Below are 24,246 nucleotides of genomic sequence, written 5' to 3'. Positions count from 1 at the left end.
TCCTAGTCCCCACAACCTGCCAGACGCTAATGACTTGAAACGGATGGATCAACGAACCCGACGCAGATAGCCATCCGGAGCAACGGTGATCAGCAGCTTGTTCTGCAGTTGCTGGTCGATTTCGAAACCGTCGTTTTCCTCGAGGTATTTCCACACCGCGGTTTTCGGGTTGTCGCCCGGGCCCCAAGGGCGATCCGGGAAGAAGTCCGCCGGCATGTCTTCCACCACCGTGTCCATCACCACGCAATAGCTGCCCACCGAAACCAGCGGCGCGTACAGACGCAGCTCTTCGAGCACGTGGTCATGGGTGTGGTTGGAATCGAGTACCAGGATGACTTTCTTGCCTTTGGCTGCTGCATGCACCTGCTCGGCAATGGCCGGATCGATGCTCGAACCTTCGATCATCGAGATGCGCTTGCTCATCGGATGGCTCTCGATGGCTTCGCGATTGTGCGGGCGGATATCCAGGTCAATGCCCAGTACTTCGCCGTGGCCTTGCAACTCCAGCAACGAAGCGTAATAAATAATCGAACCGCCGTGGGCGATACCGCATTCAATGATCAGGTCAGGCTTGATCTGCCAGATCAACTCCTGCATGGCCATCATGTCTTGCGGCAGTTGGATGATCGGCCGCCCCATCCACGAAAAATGGTAGCTGTACTTGTGGCGGGCCGACTCGTTGAAAAACTCCTTGGCCAGGCCGACCAGTTTCTGATCTTGGCCTTGCCCGGCGATTTCGGTCTGGCATTGGGCTTCGAAAGCTTTATGGATAGTGTTGTCGGTCATTTTTCGAATCTCGCGGTTATTGGAACGAAGCGCTGTCAACGGCGTGGTAGACGTAGCGCCCACCGGTCATCCGCTTGATCTCTTCGAGGTAATTGGAATTCATTACGAACAGGTTGGCGCCTTCTGGCAATGCACTCATGGCTTCTTGCGGCGAAGATACCCGGGCACCCGACAGCGGCAGATATCGCCCCTGCTTGGCCGGATTGATGTCCACTACGCAGTCCACCGCTACACCGGCTCGTTGCAGGAATAGTGAATAGATCACGCCTTTGGAGGATGCGCCCCAGATCGCCGAGCCTCGTTGCGGCGCAGCCTGGACTATCTGCACGGCGCGACCGAGGCTGGCGGTGAATCCGTCGGGCAATTGCAAGGCTGGAACGGGCTGTTCCGGCTTCAGGCGCAACGTGGCCAGATCCGCAACGACGTACAAGTATTGACCGCCGAACAGGTGCCCGGCCTCATACACCGTGCCAAACATCCGGCGCAGGTCATCGAGGCGGAAATAGTTGACGTGTTCATAGAACAGATCGAACCAGGCCCGGTGTTCCAGGATCCAGTCCAGGCACGGCACTTCGATGTAAATCTGTCCGCCGCGGTTGGCCGCTGCGATTTCAGCCAGGAAGCCCACTGGATCCTGGATATGCTCCAGCACATGACGCAGCACGACCGCATCGGCCGACAGCCCGAGGTCACGGGTAAACGGCGCCTTGATCACGTCGGCGTTGTCGCCCTCATAGGCCGGGTCGATACCCGTGATCGCGTAACTACGTTCCTTGAGCAGTTCCAGGAAATAGCCTTTGCCGCAACCGACCTCGATCAATTCCTGGCCGCTGAAATGCCGGCAGATGATCCCCTCCACGTCTGCAAGATGCTTCTGGAACTGAGCGGAATGGGCTTGTTCATTCTGATAGTCGCTGTCATAGCTGAGCTTGTCGGCATCGAACGCCTGGTTGAAAACCAATCCGCTCACTTCGTCCTGGACCAACACCATGTCGGCACTCGCCGAGGCTCTGGCCGACTGCTCATCGGCGAAGGTACGGTTCTGCAGAACCGGAAGGCCAATGGCCCGGTACAGCTCACGCGTCATGTTCGGCTCCCAACAAGGTTTGCAAACGTTCGGCCACGCCCCAGAACGCCATGGGTTCGTGAGTCGGATAGGGATAATGGCCCAGGTTCAGGCGAATGGCCGCGCCACGCTCGCGCAGCCGTGCTTCTACCAGCGCGCGAACCGACACCGGTTCGCCACTTGAGCAATTGACGACACCATTGAAGTCGCGCCGCGACAGCAGACCTGCCAGATAAGCACTCGCTGTTTCGATGGCCAGGTAATCGCGCAACTGCTCGCCACCCGACATATCGAATACCGGTGCTTGGGCATCGATGGCCCGGTCCAGCGCCGCGAGCAGGCTGTTGGGGTTCTGACCGTCGCCGTGCAAATAGAACAGACGTGCCCACTGCAACGTAAACGGGTGCTCGCGTTGCAGGTGTTCAAGAAACAGGCGCAGGGTATTTTTTGCCAAGCCGTAAGGGTTGGCCGGTTGTGGCGCAGTCTGCTCGTCGAGCGGTCCGCTCTGCAGGCCATATTCGAAACAGGTACCCGTGACCAACACCTGTCCCACCCCGGCCAGGACCGCTTGTTTGATGAACTGATAATCGGCCATCAGGTTATGTTCGAAATGAAACAGTGCCTGGTAATTCGGCAGTCCCGGCCACGCCAGATGCGCCAAGGCATCGACACCCTCGACCAATGCAGCGACGTCCAGCTCTTTCAAGTGGACATCGGCCGCGACGAATTCAACATGGTCGAACCAGGACAATTCCCTGGCCGGCTCTTCCCGGCGCGCAACCGCCCGGACCTGGCACCCGCGAGCGAGCAAGGCCGCGACCAGATGACGGCCTACAAACCCGGTGGCGCCAGTCACTAAAACTTTCATAGCAGCGTCAACTCAGGCACCGCGATGACAAACTGCCCGCCCCATTGGCGAACTTCACCCAACTGCTGGCTGACTTCGCTCAGCAAGTTCCAGGGCAGGACGAGCACGTAGTCGGGCTTCTCTGTTGCGATACGCTCAGGCGACACGATAGGAATCCGACTGCCCGGCAAATATTTACCTTGCTTGTGCGGATTGGCATCCGCCACCCACGCCAACAAGTCAGGCTTGACCCCGGCGTAGTTGAGCAAGGTGTTGCCCTTGGCGGCCGCGCCATAACCGACCACACGCTTGCCATCGGCCTTGGCCTGCAACAGGAAGCGCAGCAAGCCGTGCTTGATCGCTTCGGCGGCCGGCGCCAGGGTGGCGTAGTACGCGGCGGTTCTCACGCCCGCCTCCCGTTCGGCCTGCAATTGTTGCTGCACCGAGGACTGGATCGGACGCCGGACTCCATCAGCACGCTGGACGAAGACTCGCAACGAACCGCCATGGGTCGATAGCTGGCTGACATCGAAGACTTCCAATCCGTTGCGCTCGCACAGGGTTTGCACGGAAGTCAGCGACAAATAGGAAAAATGTTCGTGGTACAGCGTGTCGAACTGCTGCCCGGCCATCAATGCCAGCAGTTGCGGAAACTCGAACGTGGCGACACCGGTCGGTTTTAGCAGCGTGGCAAAGCCGGCGAGGAAATCATTGATGTCCGGTACGTGGGCCAATACGTTGTTGGCCGCCATCAAATCCGCTGCCCAGCCTTCGCTGCTCAGCTGCGTGGCGGTTTCACGACCGAAGAACGATTCGCGGATCTCCAGGCCTTTGGCACGGGCGGCCTCTGCGGTGCTGCGCGTCGGCTCGACGCCGAGGCAGGGGATACCGCGCTTGGCGACGTACTGCAACAGATAGCCATCGTTGGCGGCAATTTCCACCACGCGACTGTCTGCACTCAGGTCGAAGCGCTCGACCATCTCGGCGACGTAGCGCTCGGCGTGGGCCAGCCAGGTGCTGGAGAACGAACTGAAATAGGCGTACTCGGCGTCGAACAACGCGTCCGCACGTGTGTAATCCTCGGTCTGCACCAACCAGCATTGCAGGCACACCGCGACTTTGAGCGGCACCCACTGCTCAGCCTGGTCCAATTGGTCGGCCCGCACATAAGCGTTGGACGGCGGCGAAGTACCAAGGTCGATCAAAGGCAAAGCCAGGGCAGTCCCGCAACCTCGGCAATTCATAGACGCACTCCAGCGAAACCTTCGTCGAGCAAGGGATGGTTGCTGTCCCGGCTCGACAGATTATTGACAGGCAGCGGCCAGGCAATCGCCAGCCGCGGATCATTCACCGACAGGCCGCCCTCATGTTCCGGGGCGTAGTCGGCACTGTGCAAGTAAAGCAGCTCGGCGTCGTCGGTCAGGGTCTGGAACCCATGGGCGAACCCAGCCGGGATCAACAGACTGCGGCCATCGCCGGCCTTCAGGTGCTCGGCATGCCAGTGCAAAAATGTCGTGGAATCGGGACGCAAATCCACGGCTACATCCCAGACCTCGCCACGCAGGCAGGTAATCAGCTTGGCTTCCGGTTGCGCGGCGTTTTGATAATGCAGCCCACGCACACTGCCCCGCTCACGGGTGCAGGAATGGTTGATCTGGCGGATATGGAACGGCTGGCCGAATGCACTCAGGCTGCCCTCGCAGAACAGCCGGGCGAAATGCCCGCGCTGGTCTTCGAAACGTTTGTGCTGGACGCTGAACAGACCGGCCAACGGCAATGCCATCAAGGAAAACTCGCTCACAACGCGCCTCGATAAAGGTTCAATTGGCCGAGGGTGACTTGACGCATGTCATCACCGTTCTGCCACGCCAAGTGCCAATCGAGGGTCTGGGCCAGGCATTGTTGCAACGACCAACGCGGCTGCCAGCCGAGCAGCTGCCGGGCGCGGCTGCTGTCCAGGCGCAACAGGCCGGCCTCGTGCAAGTCGCTCGGCTCGATGCGCAGGCCCGGCGCTTGCGGCCAGCGCTCGGCCAGCAGCTGGACGACTTCACCGACACTGCACATGTCGGCTTCACTTGGACCGAAGTTCCAGGCACCGGCGAACTCCGGCCCCTGCTGATACAGACACTCAGCCAATTGCAGGTAACCGGCCAACGGTTCCAGGGCGTGCTGCCAAGGACGAACGGCTTGCGGATAACGCAGCGTCACCGGCTCGTCTGCCGACCAGGCTTTAAGCACGTCGGGAATCAGGCGCTCAGGTGCGAAATCACCGCCGCCCAGCACGTTGCCGGCCCGCGCCGTGGCCAGGGCCAAACCATGCTCGGCATAGCGCTCGGCTGAAAAGAAAGAGGCGGCATAAGACTGCGCTAGCAATTCGCAGCAGGCCTTGCTGCTGCTGTAGGGATCGTGACCACCGAGGGCCTCGTTTTCGCGGTAGGGCCATAACCATTCCTGGTTGGCATAGACCTTGTCGGTGGTGACCAGTACACAGGCCTTGACACCACCCACCTGGCGAACCGCTTCCAGAAGGTTGAGAGTCCCCATGACGTTGCTGGAGTAGGTGCCCAGCGGATCGCGATAACCTTCGCGCACCAACGGCTGCGCCGCGAGATGCAGGACGATCTCCGGCTGCACGTCGGCCAGCAACTCCAACAAGGCGCCGAGGTCGCGCAGGTCACCGCGTCGGTCATCAATGCTCTCGCCCACGCGGGCCAGTTCGAACAGGTTTGGCTGGGTGGCCGGGTCAAGGGAAAAACCACTGACCTTGGCCCCCAGGCTTTGCAGCCACAGCGTCAGCCAACTGCCCTTAAAGCCGGTATGGCCAGTGACCAGTACGCGCTTGCCACGCCAGAACTCAGGGTTCAAGACCATTGCTTCCATGGGGCCTCGCCGCTTTGCCACAGGGCTTCGAGGTGGTTTTTATCCCGCAGCGTGTCCATCGGATGCCAGAAACCATCGTGCTGGAACGCCTGGAGCTGCTGCTCGGTCGCCAGCGCCGCCAGCGGTTCGGCTTCCCAGGACGTCTGGTCATCAGCGATATAAGGCAAGACCTTCGGCGAGAGCACAAAGAACCCGCCATTGATCCAACCGCCATCACCCCGTGGTTTTTCGGTGAAACCAAGGACAGCATCACCGTCGCGCTCCAGCGCACCGTAACGTCCTGGAGGTTGGACCGCCGTCACGGTGGCGAGCTTGCCGTGGGACAAGTGAAAGTCCACGAGCGCACCAATATTGAGGTCCGACACGCCATCACCATAGGTGAAGCAGAACGCCTCTTCGTTTTCCAGGTAACGCGCCGCTCGCCGCAGACGCCCGCCGGTCATGGTTTCTTCGCCCGTGTCGATCAGCGTCACGCGCCACGGCTCGCTGTAGTTCTGGTGAACGTCCATGCGGTTGTTGCACATGTCGAAGGTGACGTCAGAGGTGTGCAGGAAATAGTTGGCGAAAAAGTCCTTGATGGCGTAGCCCTTGTAGCCCAGGCAAATCACGAAGTCGTGGATTCCATGGGCGGAATACTGCTTCATGATGTGCCAAAGAATTGGCTTGCCACCGATCTCGATCATCGGCTTGGGCTTGAGGTGCGACTCCTCGCTGATCCGCGTGCCGAGACCACCTGCCAAGATAACTGCCTTCATCGTCTCCCCTCTCGTTCATCACCGGGCTCGGCCAAGCGTTGTTTCGCTTTGCGGGCACGGGGATTACACCTTCGATGCCGATCCGAGCGCTGCGATAGGCCGCGAGCGCTCGTTTTATGGCGATATGAGGGGGTCTTGCAGGAAACGCGCCAGCTCTGGCGGGACGAATAGGCAGTGGAAGTCACTCAGACGGCCGCACGCGGCCTTTGTGGCGAGGGAGCCAACTCCCCCACCGCGACGGTGAACGCTGCATAGGGCAACGATCAATCCGGCAACCACCCCCACAACCAATGCTGCAGGTTCTTGCCGCTGAGCATGTAGTCCCGCAACACCGCTTCGCGCAGTTCGTCGCCCATGCGGTAGCTGGCGTCCGGGTCGGCCAGGTGCATGCGGATGGCCGCGATCCATTCCTCGGTGCTGTTGCTGCGCACTTTGGTGCAGGGCAGGAAACCGTCGTAGGCCTTGGTGTCGGTGCAGATTACGGGATAGCCACACGCACCGTACTCCAGCAGGCGCAGGTTGCTCTTGCAGTCGTTGAAGATGTGGAATTCCAGCGGGGCCAGGGCCAGGTCGAGGTTCAAGCTGGCCAGTTTGAATGGGTAGGTGCCCAGGCCGACCGAACTGTGAAACTCGTGGATATACGGACGCAGTGCATCGGGGCACATACCGAAGAACACCCACTCCACTTCATTTGCCAGCTCACGCACCACATCCGCGATGATTTCCAGATCACCACTGTGACTGGTCCCGCCCCCCCAGCCCACGCGAGGCTTGGAGGACGTGCCGCGCCGGCTGGTCAGCTTCGCCCAGGGCTCGGGCGTCAACATGTTAGGCACGATACGGATTTCATTGTGCATGCTGGACAAGGCGTCAGCGAGCGAAGCCGTGGTCACCACCACGCGATCACACAACCCGATGCCTTCACGCAGCATCTGCTCGATATTGGCCGGCTTGTTGCGCGCGTGCGTGTTTTTCTTCGGTGCCTGGACGACGTAATCGTCGAGTTCGAAGATCCGCAAGGCACCGGAGTATTTCTTCATGCGAAGAATATCGCCGAGCGGCCCCTTCGCTGTAGCGCCCCTGCAATACGATCGTATCCGGCGACAGGCGCTCGATCTCGACGGTGGAAGGCGACTCGTAGGCGACCCGGGCGATTACCCGTCCCGCGGCCTCCAACTCGGCCAACGGCGCCGTGACCCGATAATGACCGACCGCCGTGGCGTTGACTGGCAAGCCAAGTATCAATGGCAAGGCCCGGGTGCAGAACGGGTTCCAGTTATTGCGCAGCGACGGTTCCAGGCTGAAACTGGACGCCCCCAGGCTCAGCGCAGGATTGTAGGCCGGATCCCGGGCAACCTGCGGCAGCCATTTGCGATAAAAGACTTCGCGCTCGCGCTCCACCAACGGGGGTTCTTCAGATTGGGCAGCGGTCAGTTGTGGGTCGACCTTCATGACCGTGGCGTAAGGCGTCCAGACCACAAGGTAGCCGCTTTTACCTGCGCGCAGGCACAGGTCGACATCGCTGAGACCAAGGGTAAAGGACGCATCGTCCAGGCAGCCGAGTTCATCGAAAACCTGTTTGCGCACCATCAGACAGTCGCCGCTGACCGAACTCCAGTTCTGGGTCGTATGCAACCGTTGCATGTAGCCGCGCGAAGCCGCCGCTTCGCCGTAGAACGGCGTGCCCACGGGCCCGGCCAGCCCAAGAATCTGCCCTCCACCTGCAATCGCGCCCTGGGGATTTAGTATCCGGGCGCCGACCACGGCGACTTCTGGGCGCTGCGCTTGATTGAGCATCTCGTCCAGCCAGTCACTTTCGCAAACAACCAGCTGCGAACTGAGCAGAAGCAGGTAGTCCCCCCGGGCCTGGCCAGCAGCAAAGTTATGAACCGCGGCATCACTGTCCTCGCCGGCGTATCGCAATACCCGCAACATGCTCGCGCCCAACTGCGACATGTTCTCCAGCCAATCGAGCATGGCCGGGTCCCGAACGCCGCTGTCCACGATCAGGATTTCATAATGAGGATAGACGGTGCGCTCGATCAGGCTCTCGGCGCAACGCTGCAAGGCTGCGAGCGAATCACCGGTGCGCAGGATGATCGATACCAGGGGGCGGTCGCCGTTTCGGTAGTTGATGCGGTTGATCAACGGCAACGTGTCCGGGGAAATCTCATGATCGATGCCGATACGATCCAGGTGGGCGCCAACCAACCGGGCGTTGCCCTCGATGACCTCGGACAGCGACAACCATTGGGCGAAGCTCAGGACCGACTCGACCTGGATTTCCGCGATATGTTCGATGGTCTGGGGGCCGGCCTCTTCCACCAGGCGCCACAGCAGATCGTGGGGGGCCAGTTCACCGTGATTCGGTTCAAAGCCACCAAGGGCCATGAATCGTTCACGGTCGAAAGCCAGGGTCCGACCAACATAGGGATAGGCGCGCATCAAGTCCAGGTTGAAATCCGGCTTGAACACCGGCTCGAAGGACTCCCCATCCACCAACGCGCCTTCATCACTGTAGATGCAAAGGATGCCCGGCCTTCCGGCAACGCGCTCGGCCAGGATCAGCAACGCCGAATCGCGCAGCACGTCGCCGGCGCGCAGCACGTAGAACCAGTGCGCGCCTTCCAGCTGCGGAACGATGGCATTGAGCTGACGCGGCCAATCGGCCTGATAAGGCAGTTGCAGTACTCGCTCATCCGCTTCGCAATGAGCATCGGAAAGCACCACCACGGCCTGGGCTGGATACAGCTGGCCCTCGATGCTACGTAACGTCGTCGCAAGCGATGTCGCATCGCCGACAGCATCGATGATCAGTGGCACGATGTTCGGCCGAAACGGCCAACTATCGATGCGTGCGGGCATGACGCGTCGCTCTACCTCACTGAACCGACGGACAGCCAGCCATTCGCGATAGAAGCCCGCATAACTCTCACTCTGCGCCCCCACTCGACCGTTCACGACAGTATTGCGGTTACCCAATATGCGGGTTACGCAAAGCTCCTGCCACGCATGAGGCTCATCGGTGATTTTGTTCAGATCGATGCAGCGCACCCAGCCCGAAGCCGGAGCCGCTTCACCGCTGCGCGCAACCAGCATTTGCGCCAACCATCCCCACTCTGTTTTTGCCGCCTTGAGCATTTCCGGGGTCTTGCTCAAACGCTCCGGGTAGAGACGCTCGATACTCAACACGGTATTCAAGGCAATCAGGTTGCCGCGCCGCATCAGGCAGACAAACAAGGCGAAGTCGAGCACCGCGACAAAACCGGCACCGTCCTGAATAAGCGCAGGCAGTAGTTCCAGCACATCAGCCCGGCGCATCAGGGTCGAACTGAAATTGCCAACAAAGTTGGTTGGCGTGCTCTCGAAAATCGCCAGCATGTCGTCGCCCTTGAGCAAGGCGTCATTTGGCGAGAAGCGGCAATTGTCCACACGGGGCGGCAAGATGAAGTTGCCTGCATCGCACAACAGCCGTAGCGCGAACACCACACTCGCGTCAGCATGGTCCATCAACGCCTGGGCCTGCAGTGCAATGCTTGGTGCGAACAGACGGTCGTCATCGCACAACACCTTGATGAATTCGCCCCGCGCCTCTTCGACACAGCGCAACAGGTTGCCCTGCAGCCCCAGCCGTTGAGGGTTTTTCAGATAACGGACCGGATGGGCCGGCTCTTTGAAAGACGCGACTATGTCGCGGATTTCATCGCCAGGCGAATCGTCGCAGACGATGATTTCAACGTTTTCGTAGGTCTGGGCCAGGGCACTGAGCAGTGCCTGGTCGAAAAAACGAGGGTTGTAGGCAGGAATGACGATGCTGACGAGGGGAAGTGACTTCACGGTTAAAACTCTCGAGCGGCGGGCCCCGGCCTTTTCAGGTCGGAGCCCCGGAACCGCTTAAAAAAAGACGGTTGGCGGCTCGGTCGATACCGGCTCAGATCTTGTTGAACAGACCCAACTGGGCGATCTTGCTGAACGCCAGTTGTGAGGCTTGCAGCATGGTCTGTTGCAACGTCAGGCGGGTCATCACTTCGGCCGCATCGGAATCGCGGATTGACGATTGGGTGTGGTTGTTGGCCAGGATCAAGCTCTGGTTGGTGTCGCTCTGGGTGTCCAGAGCGGCGCCACGACCACCTACCGAACTCAGGGCGCTGGACAACTGATCAGTGCCGCTCGCCAGGTTGCCGATACCGGACGCCAGCGAAGCCTGCAGCTTCTGCAACGCTATCGGGTCACCGTTGGTAGGCGTGTTCAGGGCAGCCTTCAACTGGTTCACGGTGTCCAGGACGTTCTGGGTTTCGTGAGTGTTGACCGCGATGCTGAACTGATCGTCTGCGGCTGGCGTACCGTTCAGGGTAAAGCTCACGCCCGAAGCGGTGGCCACGTTACCGGCCAGGGTGCCGCTGGATACAGGCTGGCTGTTAGCCGTCAGCGGCGCCGCGTAGAGGTCGAAGTCGGTGGCACTGGTGAACTTCAATACCGCCGCACCCGTCGGGAAACTGGCATGGTAGGCCACCGGATCGGTGATCTCGCTGCCGGTGATCTGTACCGCGGTCGGGTTGCCGGGACTGCGCATTGGAACGAAGGTGTCCGGCTTGGCAGCCAGGGTGAAAGTACGGCCTGGCAACACAGTGCCAGGGACATCACCCGTTTGAAGATTGATGTTCAGGGTCAGTTCCAGGCCACGGAACTGGACCGCCTGCCCGCTCTTGCTGTTAGGGTCGAACGCACCGCCCTGGCTGGCTTCGGCGGTGACATCATTGCCGAGCGAGTCGGTGATTTTCAGTTGCGTGCCGCTGGTAAACTCAACGGTGTACGGCTCGCCGCTGCGGAATTTGCTGTTGTAGCTGACACTGGACGACACCTGGCCGTTGGACAAGACCACGCGTCCATCATCCACCGGCGGCGCGGTGCGGGTGACCTGGCTGCGGCTGGTGTTGACGGCTTGCTGGAACACTTCCCAGCCGGTGCTGTTGGTGGCCATCGACATAGTGTCGCCGATCGGCAGGTCGAGCGTCACCTGGTCACCGTTGTAGCTGTAGCTGCCATCGGTGTTGCGGCTAAACGGGATGGTGTCGCCCTTGGAACCGGCGAAGATGTACTTGCCGTTTTCATCCTTGCTGTTCATCAGGCTCAGCAATTGTTCTTCGATCTGCGCCAGCTCCGAAGCGTTGGCCTGGCGATCGGCGTCGGTGTAACCGGCGTTGCCGGCACCGACAGCCAATTCCTTGGCGCGCTGCAGCACGTTGCCGATACTGTTCATCACCGCTTCGGTGGTGCCAAGGGTGGCCTTGATGGTGTTGGCGTTGGTTTCGTATTGGGCCAGCATCGAGGCCTGGGTGCCCAATTGCAGCAGGCGCGAAGCACCGACCGGATCATCGGCGGCAGTGTTCACCCGCACCAGGCTGCTGGCCTCTTCGCTGGTCTTGACCACGTTGGCGAAGTTTTTCTGGTAGTTCGCAGCCGTGCTTTCGTAAAACTGAGAAGTAGAAATGCGCATGGGCTACGGCTCCTTAAAGACTGTTGATCAATGTGCTGAAAATTTCCTGCGCAGCCTTGATGATCTGCGAAGACGCGGTGTAGTACTGCTGGAACTTGACCAGGTTGCCGGTTTCTTCATCGAGGTCGACGCCGGACAGCGAGTCACGGGCATTCTTGGCGTTGTCCAGGATCGCGCCGGTGGCGGCGCTGTCCAGCTTGCCTTGGGCAGCCTTGGCACCGACGCCTTCCACCAGCTTGCCGTAGGCATCGTTCAGGGAAATGCCTTTGCTGGCCGAACCGGTGTCCACGGTCTTGGCGGTCTGCAAGCCGGCGAGCGCGGTACCGTTACGGTTGTCCAGGCTGCCGGGCTGGCTGAGGCTTATATCGATGCCGGCACCGTCGGATGGCGCGCCGGCAATCGACATATCGAACGTGACGGTACGCTGCACCGGCGGTACGGACGAATCCATGATCGGGGCGCCGGTGGCGTCCTTGAGCGGAACGCTCAGGCTCAGGGTGTTGCTCTGCCCAGGCTTGATCGTGCCGCTGCTGATCAGGCCACCCTTGGCATCGAGCAACTGGTAAGCCTGGCTGGTGCCACCGGCCGACGTCGCGCCGAACACCACCTTGACCGGCATCGAAGTCTTGATGCCGTTCTGGATGATGCTGGTGGTGGCTTCGTCGTAGATATCCAACTTCGTGGTCATGGTCGGCTGGCCACTGGCCGGAATGGTCAGCGTGCCGCTGCCGCCCGGCGTGATGGCGGCGCCCAGCGGGGCGGCAATCGCCAGCCGCTTGGAGTCGGTCATCTCGGTCTTGATGCTGCCCGCCGCGTTGCGGGTCGGGGTGATCTTGAACGAGTCGCCGGCAGCCGCGGTGCCGCTGGCGAAGGTCAGCGAGAAGCCATCGACCACTGGTGCCGGCGTGGTGGCGGTGTTGAACGCCCCCATCGAGGTGTTATCCGGCAAGCGCTGTACGGTGTAGTCGGTGGCGCTGGTGAAGGTGATCTTGTAGTCGTTGGTGGTCAACTTGCCGGTGTCTTCGATGGACACGTTGAAGTTGCCGGACCCGGCGCTGTTGCCCAGCGAGGCGACGCTGCGCTGGCTCATCTGGGCGGCGCTGTTGATGCTGCTGAACAGGTTGGAACCAAACGCACCGTTCTTGTCGATGCCCGAGGCCTGGATGCTGTTCATCTGGTCGGCGACAACCAGTGCCACGCGGCCCAGCTCGTTCATGGCCGGATCGAGCACGGTGGTGCGGTAGCGCATCAGGCCGCCGATCTCACCGCCGGTCATGACCTGAGTGATGTCCATGACACTGGAGCCGCTGTTGAGCTGGATGCCGATGCGGCCGGGATCGTTCTTGTCCGGCACCGCTTCGAGTTTGTTGGTGATGTTGCCCATCACCAGTGGCTGGCCGGAACCCAGGTAGATGTCCAGGCTGCTGCCGTTCTCGACCACCTGAGTGCCGGTGAACGTCGACAGTTGGCGAATGGTCTCGCTGCGGGCATCGAGCAGGTCGTTCGGCGCGCCGCCGGCGTTGGAGACTTCGGCGATTTTCTTGTTCAACTGGGCGACGGTGGTGGCCAGATTGTTGATCTGCTCGACCATGTTCGACAGGTTGCCGTTGATGTTCTGGCTCTGCTCCGTCAACTGGCTGGCAACCGAGTTGAAACGGTTGCTCAGGGCCTGGGCATCGCTGAGCAGCAACTGGCGGGACGCGTCGTCGCCCGGCTTGGCGTTGACGTTCTGCACCGAGGCGAAGAATTTGGTCAGCGCGCCGTTGAGGCCGGTGCCGCTGTCCGACAGCAGGGAATCGAGCGGGGTGATCTGACCTTGGTAGGCCGCCGCATCGCTGTTGAGCGAGGTGGTGGTCTTCAGTTGTGCTTCAAGGTACGAGTTATAGACCCGGCGCACATCCGCCAGGGTCGTGCCGGAGCCGATGAACACGTTGCCGTACTGGTTCGACGCCTTGGTGGTCTGCACGGTCTGCTGACGCGAATACCCAGCGGTATCGACGTTGGCGATGTTGTTACCCGTGGTCACCAGTGCGGTCTGGCTTGCGGACAGACCCGACATCCCGATATTGAGCAAACTCATGGTTCAGACCTTATAAAGTCGTGGTGGCACCGGCCGAGGCGTAGTTTTGGTAACTCGTCATCTGCCGGGCTATGTTCGAAATCTTGCTGGCGTAGTTCGGGTCGGTGGCGTAACCGGCCTTCTGCAACTCGCGTACAAACTGTTCCGGGTTATCGGCAGACTTGAGCACAGCTTGATAGCGATTGTTGCTTTGCAGCAGGTTGACCAAGTCGTGGAAGCTGTCGCGATACGAGGCGTAGGAACGGAACTCGGCCGTCTCCTTGACCATCTCGCCATTGCGGAATTCGCTGGTGATCGCCCGCGCCGAATCGCCCGTCCAGTTCTTGCTGGCCTTGATGCCGAACAGGTTGTGGCTGCTGCTGCCATCGGGCTGGCGCATGACCGATTTGCCCCAACCGGTTTCCAGGGCGGCCTGGGCCACCAGGTAGCGTGGGTCGAGGCCGATACGGTCGGCAGCTTCCTTGGCCATTGGCAGCATGGCGTTGACGAATTCGTCGGCATCGCGGAAGGCCTTGCGGGCCGGTGCCAGGGGCGGCTGGGCCACGGCGCGGCCATAGACCTGCATGTCGCCTTTCGGCTCGGCAGCCTTGAGCGCGGCCAGCCAATCGCCGTTGGCCAGTTCGCCAGTGGCAGGCTTCACGGCAGCGACAGCGCGGTCTGGCAAGAGGTTTTGCGCCGGGGCGTCGAGATGAGTCGACGCCGAAGGCACCAGGCCGGCGAGCAGGCGATCCGCCAATTTCGGCGGTAAGGCCAGGCGGCGCTGGTTGAGCAATTCCATGTCGTTGCGGTGCTCGCCCTCGCCCGCCCCGTGCGGCGTGCTCACGGCGCGCGAGGCCCAGAGCGGACGCTGGCCGTTGCTGCGCGACAAAGGCCCTTCGGGCAGCGTTCCAGCCGCCACAGGCGTGGGCACCGCAGCCTTGGTGGCCTTGTCCAGCGCTTCCTGCTGCTTGGCCGCCGACAGTGTGGCCGCTTCGCCGGGCGCCAACGGTTTGTTCTTGGACATCTGGCGCAGCAACACATCAGCAAGGCCGATACCACCGCCCTCGCGGGACATGGAAACGGCCAACTGCTGGTCGTACATTTCCTGGTACTGCTTGGCTTCCGGCGTATTCATCGGATTGTCCTTGCCCAGGGCCTCGGTGGCCGAACGCATGGACTTGAGCATTTCGCCGAGGAACAGCGACTCGAATTCCTGCGCCACTTTGCGCAGGTTGCCGTCGCTGTTCTTGTCGCCAACCTTGAGCTGGTTGAGGCGATTCAAGTCCGAGTAGGAACCCGAATCCCCGCTGACCAAGGCGCCTTTGCGCATATCCACCATGGCCGCGTTCCTTAAATCACGATCAGGTCGGCTTGCAACGCGCCGGCCTGCTTCAAGGCTTCAAGGATCGCCATCAGGTCGCCCGGTGCCGCGCCGACCTGGTTCACCGCCCGGACGATCTCATCCAGGGTGGTGCCCGGGCCGAACTTGAACATCGGCTTGGCTTCCTGCTCGGCATTGACCCGCGAACGCGGGACCACGGCGGTCTGGCCGTTGGACAACGGGCCCGGCTGGCTGACGATCGGGTCTTCGGTGATGGTCACGGTCAGGCTGCCGTGAGTCACGGCGGCTGGCGAAACCTTGACGTTCTGGCCGATCACGATGGTGCCGGTGCGCGAGTTGATGATGACTTTCGCCACCGCCTGGCCCGGATCGACTTCGAGGTTTTCCAGGATCGACAAGTAGTCGACACGCTGGCTCGGATCCAGTGGCGCGGTGACGCGAATCGAGCCGCCGTCGATGGCCTGGGCCACGCCTGGGCCGAGCATGTCGTTGATCTTGTCGACGATGCGCTTGGCGGTGGTGAAGTCGGAACGGTTGAGGTTCAAGGTCAGGCTGTTGCCCTGGTTGAAACCACTCGGCACCGCACGCTCAACCGATGCACCGCCAGGGATGCGACCCGCCGACGGAACGTTGACGGTAATCTTCGAACCGTCGCGGCCCTCGGCGTCGAAACCGCCCACCACCAGGTTGCCCTGGGCGATGGCGTAGACGTTGCCGTCGATACCCTTGAGCGGGGTCAGCAACAAGGTGCCGCCACGCAGGCTCTTGGAGTTACCGATGGACGACACGGTGATGTCCACTTGCTGGCCGGGCTTGGCGAACGCCGGCAGATCGGCACTGACCGACACCGCCGCGACGTTCTTCAACTGCACGTTGCCGGAGCCGGCCGGCACCTTGATGCCGAACTGCGACAACATGTTGTTGAAGGTCTGCAGGGTGAACGGGGTCTGGGTGGTCTGGTCGCCGGTACCGTTGAGGCCCACGACCAGGCCGTAGCCGATCAATTGGTTGGAACGCACGCCGGAAATACTGGCGATGTCCTTCAGGCGCTCGGCTTGAGCGGTGAAGGCTGCCGACATCACCAGGGCACCGATCAACAGCTGCTTAAGATTCAACTTGATCACCTAGAAAGGGAACTTCGGGCTGAGGAAGAAACGGTCGAACCAACCTGGCTGACTCGCATCGGCAAAGGCACCAGTGCCCGAATAGGTGATGCGCGCATCGGCCACGCGAGTGGACGAAACGGTGTTATCGGTGGCGATGTCATCGGCCCGGACCATGCCGGCGATGCGCACCAGTTCGTCACCGGTGTTGAGCGTCAGCCACTTCTCGCCTCGCACAACGATGATGCCGTTGGGCAGCACATCGGCGACGGTCACGGTGATCGAACCGGTCAGGCTGTTGCTCTGGCCCGACTTGCTGTCGCCCTTGGTGGCGCGGTCGGCACCGTAGCCGGCGTTGAGGCTCAGGTCGTTGCTGCCGATCGGGTTGTTGGTGGTCAAGCCCGAACCGAACAGCGACGTCAGGCCGACACTGGTCTGGCTGGTCTTGTCCATTTGTGAGTTGGCGTTCTTGCTGGCCTGGGTCCGCTCGTTCAGGGTGATGGTGATGATGTCACCGACCCGGAAAGCCTTGCGGTCGCTGTACAGGTTCTGCTCGAAACCGGCCTGGTAGATCGAACCGTTGTTGGCCGCCGCCGGCAACGGTGTGCGCGGCAACACCGGAGCGTAGTACGGGTCATTGGGCCTTGGCGTTGGCGCGACACAGCCCGCCAGTGCGGTGATCCCACTCAATGCCAGAACAGATACGAAGCGATTCATGACCCTACCTCTTGGTGTTGCAGGCGACCCTGGGGCCGCCCTGTCTACGTAATGACGAATGTTGCGACGCGATTACAGGTTCTGCGTGACGAACGAGAGCATCTGGTCGGCGGTGGAGATCACCTTGGAGTTCATCTCGTAGGCGCGCTGGGTGGTGATCATGTTGACCATCTCCTCGACCGTGCTCACGTTCGATGTTTCCAGGGTGTTCTGCAGCGTGGTGCCGAAACCGTTCAGGCCAGGCGTGCCGATTTGCGGCGCGCCACTGGCGGCGGTTTCCAGGAACAGGTTGTTGCCCACCGCTTGTAGGCCGGCCGGGTTGATGAAGTCGGCGGTCTGCAGGTTGCCGATCACTTGGGAGGCCGGGTTGCCCGCCACGGTGATGGACACGGTGCCGTCGCGACCCACGGTGAAGGTCTGGGCATCGTTCGGGATGATGATGGCCGGCTCCAGGGCGAAACCACTGGCGTTGACGATCTGACCATTGGAATCGAGGTGGAAGGTACCGTCACGGGTATAGGACGTGGTGCCGTCCGGCTGCAGGATCTGGAAGAAACCGCGACCGTCGATGGCCATGTCCAGCGGCTGCTCGGTGGTTTGCAGGCTGCCGGCGTTGAAGTTTTTCTGGGTGCCGACGATGCGCACACCGGTACCCACTTGCAGACCCGACGGCAATTCGCTGTCCTGGGTCGACTGGGCGCCAGGCTGGCGTTTTACTTGATAAAGCAGGTCCTGGAACTCGGCGCGATCACGTTTGAAACCCGTGGTCGAGACGTTCGCCAAGTTGTTGGAAATGGTGGTCAGGTTGGTGTCCTGGGCGGACAGACCTGTTTTGGCAACCCAAAGAGCCGGAAGCATTCGATTCTCCTCGTACGCCTGTTTTTCGGCGCAGCGCTGTAATTAATGATTAGATCTGCAAGACCCGAGCCATGGCCTCATCGCCTTCTTTGGCGGTGTTCATCATCTTGACGTGGAGCTCGAATTGCTTGGCCAGGGCCAGCACCGAAGTCATCTCATCCACGGCGTTGACGTTGCTCGCTTCCTGGAACCCAGACACCAACTGCACGTTGGCATCGATGGGCGCCGGTTGGCCGTCCTTGGTGCGGATCGAACCGTCCAGGCCCTTGGTCATATTCTTCAGGTCAGGGTTGACCAGCTTGATGCGGTCCACTTCAGCCATCACACGCGGGCCTTCGCCCATGGCGCGGATGCTGATGGTGCCGTCCTGGCCGATTTCGATTTTCTGCTCCGGCGGCACGGCGATCGGCCCGCCATTGCCCATCACCGGCATGCCGTTGCCGGCCCGCAGCACGCCCAGGGCGTCAACGTTGAGGCTGCCGGTGCGCACGTAGCTTTCACCGCCGTCGGGGTTCTGCACGGCCATCCAGCCCGGCCCGCTGACCGCCACGTCCAGGTCGCGACCGGTTTCAACCAGCGCACCCGGAGTGAAATCGGTGGCGGGACGCTCGGACATGGCAAACGCCCGCGCCGGAAAGCTGTCGCCGAACACCGGCATCGAACGTGCCTGCTCCAGGTCTTTCTGAAAACCGTTGGTGGAAATGTTCGCCAGGTTGTTGGCATGGGCCCGTTGCGCCAGTGCGTTCTGGCTGGCGCCGGTCATTGCCACATAAAGGTACTTGTCCACTGTCGTTCCTCTGCATGCCGGACGTTTGCCGCCCACTGCTGTGTTGCACAGCCTTAAGCAAATTGCAGACCAACTTTTTTCTGGCGCGGATGGGCCCGATAAACAAAGGACTTGGGTGGATTGGAAGGAATCATGGAAACGTATCGAAGACGAAAAACCGGCGGTGTCATGCCGGTTGCGGCAAGTGTCCGCCGAAGCTACTCAACTGGCCCACCCTGTGGCGAGGGAGCTTGCTCCCGCTGGGCCAGTCCGACGCCTCGGGCGTAGCAGCCCCATACTTTTGGCGATTGCTGCGCAGCCGAGCGGGAGCAAGCTCCCTCGCCACGGAACGCCTATCTTCACGCGCCGGATTCTTTGCCCACCTCATACTCCCGCAACTTATTGGCAATGGTCGTATGGGAAACCCCCAGCCGCTTGCCCAGTTGCCGACTGCTCGGATGCTCGGAATACAAACGTTCCAGCACCGCTTTCTCGAAACGCCCAACGATCTCGTCCAAGCCACCCTCAAGGGAAAAATCGCCAAGGGGCTGACGCACGCCGTAATCCGGCAGGCGGATGTGCTCGGCTTTCACCTTCCCGCCATCGCACAGGGAAACCGCCTGGAACAGCACGTTTTCCAATTGCCGGACGTTACCCGGCCAATGGTAGTGGCTGAGGCGGTCCATGGCCGCCGGGGCCAGCCTGGGCAGTGCACAGCCGATCTGGCGACTGGCCTGGTCGAGAAAATGCTCGACCAGCGGGGCCAGCCCGTCGAGGCATTCGCGCAGCGGTGGAATGTGCAGGGAAAGCACATTCAGGCGATGGTACAAGTCCTGGCGGAATTCGCCTCGGGCACAGAGCTCGGACAAATCGACCTGGGTCGCGCAGATCACCCTGACATCCAGGTACACCTCTTCATCGCTGCCTACGCGGCGGAAGCATCCGTCCTGCAGGAAGCGCAGCAGTTTCACCTGCAGACGCGGGCTCATTTCCCCGACCCCGTCGAGAAACAGCGTGCCGCCCGCCGTCAGTTCCAGCAGCCCGAGCTTGCCTTCGGCCCGGGCCCCTTCGAAGGCGCCGGGGCCGTAGCCGAACAGCTCGGTCTCAGCCATGGACTCGGGTAACCCGGCGCAGTTGAGCGCCATTAATGGCGACTGCCCGCGCGGGCTCGCCAGGTGACAGGCGCGGGCGAGCAATTCCTTGCCCGTGCCGGTTTCACCTTCGATCAACAGTGGCGCGTCCAGCGGCGCCATGCGCCGGGCTTCCCGGACCACCGCTGCCATCACCTTCGAGCTCTGGAAAATACTGTCGAAGCCGCGCAGTTCCTGCTTGCGCACGTTATAGATGCGTTCGCCCACCCGATCAGCGCGGTGCAAGGTCAACACCGCGCCGGCCATGGCCTCGCTGTCGTCGTGCTCCGATTGCAGCGGTGCGATGTCGGCCAGGAACACGTCGCCCTTGACCTTGACCCGCAACCCGTTGATCCGCGACTGGTTGGCGCGCACCAGCTCCGGCAGGTCGAAATCCTCGGCGTAGCGGGACAACGGGATTCCCGGCACCTCGTCCACACGCACCCCGAGCAACTGCGCCGCCGCCCGGTTGGCCGCGACGATGGAGCCGCCCATGTCAATGGACAACACAGGGAACTCAAGGGCGCCGAGCAAGGCGTTAAGTTCCATATGCCGACGCTCGCTGGGCATCAGGCCTACGCGCTTGACGCCGAATACCCCGGCAATGCCTTCGAATTTCGGACGCAACGCCTGGAACTGGATGTTGATCAGGTTCGGGCAGTGCAGGTAGATCGCGTTGCCATGCTCGCCCCCCACTTCACCCCGGGCGACGTTGATGCCGTATTCCACCAGCAGGTTGAGGATGTCCCGCAGGATGCCGATGCGGTTCTGGCAATGGACTTTGATGCGCATAAGAGGCCCGATGCTGTTCACGTAAGGTTTGTTGAATTCATTGTGGCGAGGGAGCTTGCTCCCGCTGGGCCGGTCCGACGCCTCGGGCACAGCAGCCCCCCTAAAAAACAGGGCCGCTCCGCGCCCCAGCGGGAGCAAGCTCCCTCGCCACAGAGGTTTTCGACGTGGCGACGCAAATAGTCGTCAAGATTATGTGACAGTTATAGGAAGTTTCCCAAGCGAAAATGCCCTAAACGGCGTGACCCACCGAGAAACGTAACGAAAACTTTACGATATAAGCTCTCGCGCGCCGCCGATCCTCAGAAGAGTCTGCTGCGAACACCGCTGCTTCGGGTTATCTCTAATGCATCGCTGGACATAACAACAAACAAGTCATCCCCCTGAGGGAAATCAGCAGGAGAGCAGCATGAAGCAGACGCAGTACGTGGCCCGCGAGCCCGATGCGCAAGGTTTTATCCACTACACCGCTGAAGAACATGCGGTGTGGAACACGCTGATCACCCGCCAGCTCAAAGTCCTCGAGGGCCGTGCGTGCCAGGAATACCTGGACGGCATCGACAAGCTGGGCCTGCCCCACGACCGCATTCCGCAGTTGGGGGAAATCAACAAAGTCCTCGGCGAAACCACCGGCTGGCAGGTTGCCCGGGTGCCGGCGCTGATCCCCTTCCAGACGTTTTTCGAGTTGCTCGCCAGCAAGCAGTTTCCGGTCGCGACGTTTATTCGCACCCGTGAAGAACTGGATTACCTGCAAGAGCCGGACATCTTCCACGAGATCTTTGGCCATTGCCCGCTGTTGACCAACCCCTGGTTCGCTGAATTTACCCACACCTACGGCAAACTCGGCCTACAGGCATCCAAGGAAGAACGCGTCTATCTCGCTCGCCTGTATTGGATGACCATCGAGTTCGGCCTGGTCGAGACCCCGCAGGGTCGACGTATCTACGGCGGCGGCATCCTGTCCTCGCCCAAGGAAACCGTGTACTGCCTGTCGGACGAGCCGGAGCACCAGGCCTTCGATCCGCTGGAAGCCATGCGCACGCCTTACCGCATCGACATCCTGCAACCCGTGTACTTCGTGCTGCCCGAGCTCAAGCGCCTGTTCGACCTGGCCCACGAAGACATCATGGGAATGGTCAAGCGCGGCCGGGAACTGGGCCTGCACGCGCCGAAATTTCCACCGAAAGCGGCGTGAACCGCCATTTTTGATCTCAATTGAGTCTGTTGCACGACACGGCTTTGCTTTAGCGTGGGTGCATCGACGTTTTCCAAATATTCGATCCGGGAACACACCATGAACACTCTGAACCAAGCCCATTGCGAAGCCTGCCGCGCCGACGCCCCACAGGTCAGCGACGAAGAACTGCCGGTACTGATCAAGCAGATTCCGGACTGGAACATCGAAGTGCGCGACGGCGTGATGCAATTGGAGAAAGTTTTCCTGTTCAAGAATTTCAAGCACGCCCTGGCGTTCACCAATGCGGTCGGTGAGATCTCCGAGGCCGAGGGGCATCACCCAGGCCTGCTTACCGAGTGGGGCAAAGTCACCGTCACCTGGTGGAGCCACTCCATCAAGGGCCTGCACCGCAACGACTTCATCATGGCCGCTCGCACCGACGAAGTGGCCAAGACCGCCGAGGGCCGCAAGTAATGCATTTCGATGCCATCGGCCGGGTGCCCGGCGACCCGATCCTCGGCCTGATGGAGGCCTACGGGGCGGACAGCAATCCCGGCAAGTTCGACCTGGGCGTAGGCGTCTACAAGGATGCCCAGGGCCTGACGCCAATTCTGCAGTCGGTGAAACAGGCCGAGCAGCGACTGGTGGATCGCCAGGTCACCAAGACTTACATCGGTGGTCATGGCGACGCCGCGTTCGGCCAGTTGATCAACGCACTGGTCCTGGGGGCAGACTCACCGCTGATCGCCGAGCAGCGCGCCGGTGCCACCCAGACCCCGGGCGGCACCGGCGCCCTGCGCTTGAGCGCCGACTTCATTGCCCATTGCCTGCCGGGCCGTGGCGTCTGGTTGAGCAACCCGACCTGGCCGATCCACGAAACCATCTTCGCCACTGCGGGGGTCAAGGCCAGTCATTACCCTTACGTGGGCGCTGACAATCGCCTGGATTTCGAGGCCATGCTGGCGACCCTGGGCCAGGTGCCGAAGGGCGACGTGGTGCTGCTGCACGCCTGCTGCCACAACCCGACCGGCTTCGACCTGTCCCATGACCAATGGCGCCAAGTGCTGGACGTGGTGCGCAACCGCGACCTGCTGCCATTGATCGACTTCGCCTACCAAGGCTTTGGCGATGGGCTGGAGCAGGATGCCTGGGCCGTGCGGTTGTTTGCCGAAGCGTTGCCCGAAGTGCTGGTCACCAGCTCCTGCTCGAAAAACTTCGGCCTGTACCGTGACCGCACCGGTGCGCTGATTGTCTGCGCCCGCGATGCCGAAAAGCTGGTGGACATTCGCAGCCAGCTGGCCAACATCGCCCGCAACCTGTGGTCGACGCCGCCGGATCATGGCGCGGCGGTGGTGGCGACAATCCTCGGCAATCCGGAACTCAAGGGGTTATGGGCCGACGAAGTGGAAGCCATGCGCCTGCGCATCGCGCAACTGCGCAGCGGCCTGCTGGAAGCGCTCGAACCCCATGGCTTGCGTGAGCGCTTTGCCCATATCGGCGTGCAACGCGGGATGTTTTCCTACACCGGCCTGACACCGGGGCAGGTGAAGCAGCTGCGCGAGCGCCACAGCGTCTATATGGTCGGCACCGGCCGGGCCAACGTCGCCGGCATCGATGCGACGCGCCTGGACGCGCTGGCGGTGGCGATTGCGGATGTTTGCAAGTAAGCAATAGTGGCTACATACCTTTTGTGGCGAGGGGATTTATCCCCGCTGGGCTGCGCAGCAGCCCTTGAGGCCGACGCCTCGGAGTGTCAGATCGCATCCATTCAAAAGCGTTGGGGCTGCTACGCAGCCCAGCGGGGATAAATCCCCTCGCCACAGAAATTCTCTTCACTACAGAAACCGCGCCACTCATTAGATTTACAGGCCTGTCCACTCCCGGACAAACTGCCCGATATCTTCTTGCGGCGCCGTGCGCGCTTCTTTCTGCGGGGTGCCGAGGTAGAGGAAACCAATCACTTCTTCGCCTTCTTCAAGCCCCAGTCCCCTGGCCACATGCGGCGAGTAAGCCAGTTCGCCCGTGCGCCAGACTCCGCCGACTCCCTGGGCATAAGCCGCCAGGAGGATGCCATGGGCCGCGCAGCCGGCCGCCAGCAGCTGCTCGGATTTCGGAATCTTGAAATGGTCCTGCAGGCGGGCGATCACTACCACGACCAGAGGCGCGCGCAGTGGGCCGTTAAGCGCCTTTTCCACCACGGCTTCGGCCACCAGCGGATCATTGAAGCGTGCAGCTTCGGCCAGCAGTTCCCCCATGCGATGGCGCGCCTGCCCTTCGACCGTCAGGAAACGCCATGGCCGCAACTGACCATGGTCGGGTGCGCGCATCGCGGCGGCGAACATCACTTCGCGCTGCTCCGGCGTGGGCGCCGGGTCCACCAGGCGCGGGACGGAAACACGGTTGAGCAAAGCGTCGAGAGCCTGCATCGGCCACCTCCTGGAAAAATTGTTCGGCTATTCTAGAGGCTTGTGCGA

General features: G+C 61.4%; 19 protein-coding genes and 1 pseudogene. 3 read left to right on the top strand and 17 right to left on the bottom strand.

Going from position 1 to position 24,246, the window contains the following annotated elements:
- Positions 1-48: 48 nt before the first annotated feature.
- From AB4N42_RS11345 to AB4N42_RS11270, 16 genes and pseudogenes are all read right to left on the bottom strand, one after another.
- On the bottom strand, positions 49-786 hold the full coding sequence (locus AB4N42_RS11345; protein ID WP_030141102.1) for a cephalosporin hydroxylase family protein: 738 nt from the start codon (positions 784-786) through the stop codon (positions 49-51).
- Positions 787-802: 16 nt separating this feature from the next.
- Positions 803-1,873: a class I SAM-dependent methyltransferase gene (locus AB4N42_RS11340; protein WP_460116198.1), complete on the bottom strand. Its 1,071-nt coding sequence runs from the start codon at positions 1,871-1,873 to the stop codon at positions 803-805.
- Entirely contained in the window at positions 1,863-2,720 is an 858-nt protein-coding gene (locus AB4N42_RS11335) for an NAD-dependent epimerase/dehydratase family protein (protein ID WP_460116197.1), read from the bottom strand. The genes AB4N42_RS11340 and AB4N42_RS11335 overlap by 11 nt, the downstream gene beginning before the upstream one ends.
- Positions 2,717-3,943 carry a methyltransferase domain-containing protein gene (locus tag AB4N42_RS11330; RefSeq protein ID WP_460116196.1) on the bottom strand — a complete coding sequence of 409 codons (1,227 nt, stop codon included), beginning with the start codon at positions 3,941-3,943 and terminating at the stop codon, positions 2,717-2,719. Before AB4N42_RS11330 ends, AB4N42_RS11335 begins: the two co-directional genes overlap by 4 nt.
- On the bottom strand, positions 3,940-4,500 hold the full coding sequence (gene rfbC, locus AB4N42_RS11325) for a dTDP-4-dehydrorhamnose 3,5-epimerase (RefSeq protein ID WP_460116195.1): 561 nt from the start codon (positions 4,498-4,500) through the stop codon (positions 3,940-3,942). The genes AB4N42_RS11330 and rfbC overlap by 4 nt, the downstream gene beginning before the upstream one ends.
- On the bottom strand, positions 4,497-5,579 hold the full coding sequence (rfbG, locus tag AB4N42_RS11320) for a CDP-glucose 4,6-dehydratase (RefSeq protein WP_460116194.1): 1,083 nt from the start codon (positions 5,577-5,579) through the stop codon (positions 4,497-4,499). The genes rfbC and rfbG overlap by 4 nt, the downstream gene beginning before the upstream one ends.
- On the bottom strand, positions 5,561-6,334 hold the full coding sequence (gene rfbF, locus AB4N42_RS11315; protein WP_217860073.1) for a glucose-1-phosphate cytidylyltransferase: 774 nt from the start codon (positions 6,332-6,334) through the stop codon (positions 5,561-5,563). The genes rfbG and rfbF overlap by 19 nt, the downstream gene beginning before the upstream one ends.
- Before the next feature lie 263 nt (positions 6,335-6,597).
- Positions 6,598-10,171: pseudogene (locus AB4N42_RS11310) on the bottom strand (glycosyltransferase).
- 94 nt (positions 10,172-10,265) lie between these two features.
- Positions 10,266-11,831, bottom strand: a complete 1,566-nt coding sequence (locus AB4N42_RS11305; RefSeq protein WP_323155092.1) for a flagellar hook-associated protein 3 — start codon at positions 11,829-11,831, stop codon at positions 10,266-10,268.
- A gap of 13 nt (positions 11,832-11,844) precedes the next feature.
- Entirely contained in the window at positions 11,845-13,911 is a 2,067-nt protein-coding gene (gene flgK / locus AB4N42_RS11300) for a flagellar hook-associated protein FlgK (RefSeq protein ID WP_460116193.1), read from the bottom strand.
- A 10-nt stretch (positions 13,912-13,921) separates the two neighbouring features.
- Positions 13,922-15,226, bottom strand: coding sequence for a flagellar assembly peptidoglycan hydrolase FlgJ (flgJ, locus tag AB4N42_RS11295; RefSeq protein WP_460116382.1), 1,305 nt, complete (start codon positions 15,224-15,226; stop codon positions 13,922-13,924).
- Positions 15,227-15,240: 14 nt separating this feature from the next.
- The gene (locus AB4N42_RS11290) at positions 15,241-16,311 is read right to left on the bottom strand and encodes a flagellar basal body P-ring protein FlgI (RefSeq protein ID WP_162488974.1); all 1,071 of its coding nucleotides are present in this window, start codon (positions 16,309-16,311) and stop codon (positions 15,241-15,243) included.
- A gap of 45 nt (positions 16,312-16,356) precedes the next feature.
- Positions 16,357-17,052: a flagellar basal body L-ring protein FlgH gene (gene flgH, locus AB4N42_RS11285; RefSeq protein WP_030141114.1), complete on the bottom strand. Its 696-nt coding sequence runs from the start codon at positions 17,050-17,052 to the stop codon at positions 16,357-16,359.
- Between the two features lie 72 nt (positions 17,053-17,124).
- Positions 17,125-17,910 carry a flagellar basal-body rod protein FlgG gene (flgG, locus tag AB4N42_RS11280; protein ID WP_030141115.1) on the bottom strand — a complete coding sequence of 262 codons (786 nt, stop codon included), beginning with the start codon at positions 17,908-17,910 and terminating at the stop codon, positions 17,125-17,127.
- A 49-nt stretch (positions 17,911-17,959) separates the two neighbouring features.
- On the bottom strand, positions 17,960-18,697 hold the full coding sequence (locus tag AB4N42_RS11275) for a flagellar basal body rod protein FlgF (protein ID WP_003199043.1): 738 nt from the start codon (positions 18,695-18,697) through the stop codon (positions 17,960-17,962).
- A 338-nt stretch (positions 18,698-19,035) separates the two neighbouring features.
- Positions 19,036-20,598: a sigma-54-dependent transcriptional regulator gene (locus tag AB4N42_RS11270; RefSeq protein WP_460116192.1), complete on the bottom strand. Its 1,563-nt coding sequence runs from the start codon at positions 20,596-20,598 to the stop codon at positions 19,036-19,038.
- Positions 20,599-21,004: 406 nt separating this feature from the next.
- Here AB4N42_RS11270 and phhA point away from each other — a divergent pair, with 406 nt between their 5' ends.
- The 3 genes from phhA to AB4N42_RS11255 all read left to right on the top strand — a co-directional run bounded on the left by phhA (position 21,005) and on the right by AB4N42_RS11255 (position 23,439).
- Entirely contained in the window at positions 21,005-21,790 is a 786-nt protein-coding gene (phhA, locus tag AB4N42_RS11265; RefSeq protein WP_460116191.1) for a phenylalanine 4-monooxygenase, read from the top strand.
- 99 nt (positions 21,791-21,889) lie between these two features.
- The gene (locus AB4N42_RS11260; protein WP_030141118.1) at positions 21,890-22,246 is read left to right on the top strand and encodes a 4a-hydroxytetrahydrobiopterin dehydratase; all 357 of its coding nucleotides are present in this window, start codon (positions 21,890-21,892) and stop codon (positions 22,244-22,246) included.
- Complete coding sequence (locus AB4N42_RS11255) at positions 22,246-23,439, top strand: amino acid aminotransferase (protein WP_460116190.1); 1,194 nt, start codon at positions 22,246-22,248, stop codon at positions 23,437-23,439. The genes AB4N42_RS11260 and AB4N42_RS11255 overlap by 1 nt, the downstream gene beginning before the upstream one ends.
- A 195-nt stretch (positions 23,440-23,634) precedes the next feature.
- Here the strand turns inward: AB4N42_RS11255 and AB4N42_RS11250 are convergent, their stop codons facing one another.
- Positions 23,635-24,198 (bottom strand): NAD(P)H nitroreductase, encoded by a 564-nt coding sequence (locus tag AB4N42_RS11250; protein ID WP_258648081.1) that lies wholly within the window; start codon positions 24,196-24,198, stop codon positions 23,635-23,637.
- Between the last annotated feature and the right edge of the window lie 48 nt (positions 24,199-24,246).

The sequence above is a fragment of the Pseudomonas sp. H2_D02 genome (assembly GCF_054677635.1).
The sequence above is the reverse complement of the archived record's forward strand: the minus strand, read 5'-3'. Positions and strand labels throughout refer to the sequence as shown.

What these genes read in the sequence shown, in the direction of transcription:
- AB4N42_RS11345 (WP_030141102.1), bottom strand. Translation starts at nt 786, where the DNA reads ATGACCGACAACACTATCCATAAAGCTTTCGAAGCCCAATGCCAGACC.
- AB4N42_RS11340 (WP_460116198.1), bottom strand. Translation starts at nt 1,873, where the DNA reads ATGACGCGTGAGCTGTACCGGGCCATTGGCCTTCCGGTTCTGCAGAAC.
- AB4N42_RS11335 (WP_460116197.1), bottom strand. Translation starts at nt 2,720, where the DNA reads ATGAAAGTTTTAGTGACTGGCGCCACCGGGTTTGTAGGCCGTCATCTG.
- AB4N42_RS11330 (WP_460116196.1), bottom strand. Translation starts at nt 3,943, where the DNA reads ATGAATTGCCGAGGTTGCGGGACTGCCCTGGCTTTGCCTTTGATCGAC.
- rfbG (WP_460116194.1), bottom strand. Translation starts at nt 5,579, where the DNA reads ATGGAAGCAATGGTCTTGAACCCTGAGTTCTGGCGTGGCAAGCGCGTA.
- rfbF (WP_217860073.1), bottom strand. Translation starts at nt 6,334, where the DNA reads ATGAAGGCAGTTATCTTGGCAGGTGGTCTCGGCACGCGGATCAGCGAG.
- AB4N42_RS11305 (WP_323155092.1), bottom strand. Translation starts at nt 11,831, where the DNA reads ATGCGCATTTCTACTTCTCAGTTTTACGAAAGCACGGCTGCGAACTAC.
- flgK (WP_460116193.1), bottom strand. Translation starts at nt 13,911, where the DNA reads ATGAGTTTGCTCAATATCGGGATGTCGGGTCTGTCCGCAAGCCAGACC.
- AB4N42_RS11290 (WP_162488974.1), bottom strand. Translation starts at nt 16,311, where the DNA reads ATGTCGGCAGCCTTCACCGCTCAAGCCGAGCGCCTGAAGGACATCGCC.
- flgH (WP_030141114.1), bottom strand. Translation starts at nt 17,052, where the DNA reads ATGAATCGCTTCGTATCTGTTCTGGCATTGAGTGGGATCACCGCACTG.
- flgG (WP_030141115.1), bottom strand. Translation starts at nt 17,910, where the DNA reads ATGCTTCCGGCTCTTTGGGTTGCCAAAACAGGTCTGTCCGCCCAGGAC.
- AB4N42_RS11270 (WP_460116192.1), bottom strand. Translation starts at nt 20,598, where the DNA reads ATGCGCATCAAAGTCCATTGCCAGAACCGCATCGGCATCCTGCGGGAC.
- phhA (WP_460116191.1), top strand. Translation starts at nt 21,005, where the DNA reads ATGAAGCAGACGCAGTACGTGGCCCGCGAGCCCGATGCGCAAGGTTTT.
- AB4N42_RS11260 (WP_030141118.1), top strand. Translation starts at nt 21,890, where the DNA reads ATGAACACTCTGAACCAAGCCCATTGCGAAGCCTGCCGCGCCGACGCC.
- AB4N42_RS11255 (WP_460116190.1), top strand. Translation starts at nt 22,246, where the DNA reads ATGCATTTCGATGCCATCGGCCGGGTGCCCGGCGACCCGATCCTCGGC.
- AB4N42_RS11250 (WP_258648081.1), bottom strand. Translation starts at nt 24,198, where the DNA reads ATGCAGGCTCTCGACGCTTTGCTCAACCGTGTTTCCGTCCCGCGCCTG.